Source organism: Streptomyces sp. NPDC042364, from assembly GCF_056437585.1.
On the sequence record NZ_JBWKAJ010000049.1, the window covers coordinates 1 to 3,073 of the forward strand.

Annotated in this window: 1 protein-coding gene; it reads left to right on the plus strand. The window is 72.4% G+C overall.

The window, feature by feature from the left end:
• On the plus strand, positions 1–3,073 hold a 3,073-nt coding region (locus tag AC067N_RS38815; RefSeq protein WP_478683669.1), incomplete at both ends, for a type I polyketide synthase.

Consider the following 3,073-nt stretch of genomic DNA (forward strand, 5'->3'; position numbering starts at 1 on the left):
GGCCGGTCGGGCGGGACACGCGGGCCGCGGTCCTGAGCGGTACCTGGCTGCTCGTCGTCCCGCGGACACACCCCGACACCGCACTCATCACCTCCGTATCCGATGCCCTGAGCCGTCATGGCGCCGACGTGCGTGTCCTCGAACTCACCTCGCGCCACACCGACCACGCTCTGCTGAAGTCCGCGCTCGACGAGGTGTGGGCCGACCCCGACGTGCCGCTCGGCGGCGTACTGTCGCTGCTGGGGCTCGACGAGGACCCGTTGCCCGCTCACCCCGTGCTGTCCACCGGATCCGCCCTGACCGTCTCCCTCCTCCAGGCACTCGGACGGGCCGGGGTGAACGCGCCCCTGTGGTGCGTCACGCGAGGTGCCGTGGCGGTCGGGGACCACGATCCGGTTGCGCGGCCGGCGCAGGCGGCCCTCTGGGGACTGGGCAGGGTCGCCGCCCTGGAGTTGCCGGACCGCTGGGGCGGACTGGTGGACCTTCCCGAGCGGTTCGACGCACAGGAGGCCGGTGCCCTCTGCGCCGTTCTGGCCTCGCACGGCCACAGCGCCGAGGACCAGGTTGCCCTGCGCGCCCGCAGCACCTTCGTACGGCGTCTGGCACCGGCCCCCCTGCCGGGAAGCGCGAAGGCGACGGCCGGGCTGTCCTCCGGACGGCCGTGGACGCCCCGAGGTACCGCCCTCGTGACGGGCGGAACCGGTGCGCTCGGCGCCCACGTCGCTCGCTGGCTGGCCCGTGGCGGTGCCGAGGAGGTGGTGCTGGTCAGCCGGCGAGGCAGGAGCGACGACGCGGCCCTGGCGGAACTGGAGGCCGAAGTCTCCGCGTTGGGCGCCAGGTTGACCGTCGCCGCCTGCGATGTGGCCGACCGGGCGGCGCTCGGGGAGCTGCTGGCCTCCCTGCGTGCGGACGGGCGTACCGTCCGCACGGTGGTGCACGCCGCGGGCGTCGGTACCCTCGGGGCGCTCGCCGACCTCACCATGGAGGAGTTCGCCGCGGTCGCCGCCGGCAAGGTCGCCGGGGCACAGCACCTCGCCGAGGCCCTCGACCCGGCCGAGACCGACGCGCTGATCTTCTTCTCCTCGATCTCCGGCGTCTGGGGTGTCGCCGATCACGCGGCGTACGCCGCGGCCAACGCCTTCCTGGACGCCCTCGCCGAACAGACGAGCCGCACACGCGGGCTTCCGGTGCTGTCGGTGGCCTGGGGCCCCTGGGACGGCGGCGGCATGATCGCCGAGGACATGCGCGATCCGCTGCGCCGCCGTGGCATTCCCGTCATCGCCGCCGAACCGGCGATGGTGGCACTGCAGGACGCACTCGACCACGGTGACACGGTCGTCGCCGTCGCCGATGTCGACTGGGCCCGTTTCGTGCCCGTCTTCAGCGCCGCACGGCCCGCCCCGCTCATCGCCGCGTTGGAACCGAGCAACGAGACCGTGGAGGAACCGGACACACAGGCGGCGAGCACGACGGCCTCGTCCCTCGCGCAGCGGCTCGGTACCTTGCCCGCCACCGAACACGACCGCTTCGTCCAGGACCTCGTACGGGCCGAGGCGGCCGTCGTACTCGGACATGAGTCGGCGGACGCCGTCGACGCCGCCTATGCCTTCAAGGAGTTGGGCTTCGACTCGGTCAGCGCCGTCGAACTGCGCAACCGCCTCACATCCCGCACGGGTCTGAAGATTCCGACGACCGTCGTCTTCGACCACCCGACCCCGCTCGCCCTCGCCGCCCACCTCCGCCGACTGGCTCTCGGGGAGCACGCCGCACCGCGACAGGACTCGGCAGCGCTCCCCGCAGTCGCCGGTTCGCACACACCCGTCACCGACGACGACCCCATCGTCATCGTCGGCATGGGGTGCCGCTACCCGGGCGGTATCTCGTCCCCCGACGACCTGTGGCGAGTCGTCACCGGCGGCGAGGACGTCATCACCGGCTTCCCCGCAGACCGGGGCTGGGACACCAGTCGCCTCTACGACCCGGACCCCGAGCGGAACGGCACCAGTTACGTCCGGCACGGCGGCTTCCTGCATGACGCCGGAGAGTTCGACGCCGCCTTCTTCGGGATCTCCCCGCGCGAGGCGGCGGCGATGGACCCCCAGCAGCGACTGCTCCTGGAGACGTCCTGGGAGGCGTTCGAGCAGGCAGGCATCGATCCGAAGACCCTGCGCGGCAGCAGCACCGGCGTCTTCACGGGCCTCACGGACCAGAACTACGGCACCCGGCTCAGCCGTGGCACCGACGGTACCGAGGGCTATCTCGTCACCGGTGCCTCGACCGCCGTCGCATCGGGGCGAGTGTCCTATGTCCTCGGTCTGGAGGGGCCGGCGGTGACGGTGGACACGGCGTGCTCGTCGTCGCTGGTGGCGCTGCATCTCGCGGTGCGGTCCCTGCGGTCGGGGGAGTGCTCGATGGCGCTGGCCGGCGCGGCCATGGTGATGGCCGACCCCGCGCCCTTCGTGGGATTCAGCCGGCAGCGGGGACTCGCCCCCGACGGCCGGTGCAAGCCCTTCGCCGAAGCCGCCGACGGCTTCTCGCTCGCCGAGGGTGTGGGGGTGCTGCTGCTGGAGCGGCTCTCGCAGGCGCGGCGCAACGGTCATCCCGTGCTGGCGGTGGTGCGCGGGTCGGCGATCAACCAGGACGGTGCGAGCAACGGCCTCACCGCACCCAACGGCCCCTCGCAACAGCGGGTGATCCACGCCGCCCTGGCAGACGCGCGCCTCACCGGTGGTGAGGTGGACGTGGTGGAGGCGCACGGCACGGGCACACGGCTGGGCGACCCGATCGAGGCGCAGGCCCTGCTGGCGACCTACGGGCAGGACCGTCCGGCCGAACGGCCATTGCTTATCGGCTCGGTCAAGTCGAACATCGGGCACACCCAGACCGCGTCCGGTATGGCCGGTGTGATGAAGATGGTCCTGGCCATGCGGTACGGCGTAGTCCCCGGCACATTGCACGTCGACGCGCCGTCGTCGCATGTCGACTGGTCGGCGGGGTCGGTGTCGTTGCTGACGGAGGCGGTGGAGTGGCCGCGTGCCGAGGGGCGTCCGCGTCGGGCCGGTGTGTCGTCCTT